This window comes from Dysgonomonas mossii, from assembly GCF_004569505.1.
Classification (GTDB): Bacteria; Bacteroidota; Bacteroidia; order Bacteroidales; family Dysgonomonadaceae; genus Dysgonomonas.
The window spans coordinates 1-402 of sequence record NZ_SPPK01000114.1 but is presented as its reverse complement, the minus strand read 5'-3'; the positions used below and the strand labels follow the sequence as shown (position 1 = coordinate 402).

The following is a 402-nucleotide window of genomic DNA, read 5'->3' as shown; positions in this document are numbered from 1 at the left end:
GAGTCGCCCTCCACCAGGAACACCTCGTTGTGCGAGAGGTCGCGGCTTTCGCAATCGGTGAGTTTGCCGGGCAGCACGGCCACGCCGGAACCCTTCTTCTTCTCGACCTTCTGGCCCGCCTTCTGGCGGGTCTGCGCGGCCTTGATGGCGAGTTCGGCGAGCTTCTTGCCGTAGTCCACGTGCTGGTGCAGCCACAGTTCGAGCGCCGGGCGCACGAAGCCGCTCACCAGCCGCACGGCGTCGCGCGAATTGAGCCGCTCCTTGATCTGGCCCTGGAACTGCGGGTCCAGCACCTTGGCCGAGAGCACGTACGAGGCACGCGCGAACACGTCCTCGGGCAGCAGCTTCACGCCCTTCGGCAGCAGCGAATGCAGTTCGATGAAGCTCTTGACGGCATTGAAC

Annotated in this window: 1 pseudogene; it reads right to left on the bottom strand. The window is 65.2% G+C overall.

Annotated features, from left to right (window positions below):
- A pseudogene (locus E4T88_RS19035) lies at positions 1-402 on the bottom strand (hypothetical protein); the annotation flags it as partial.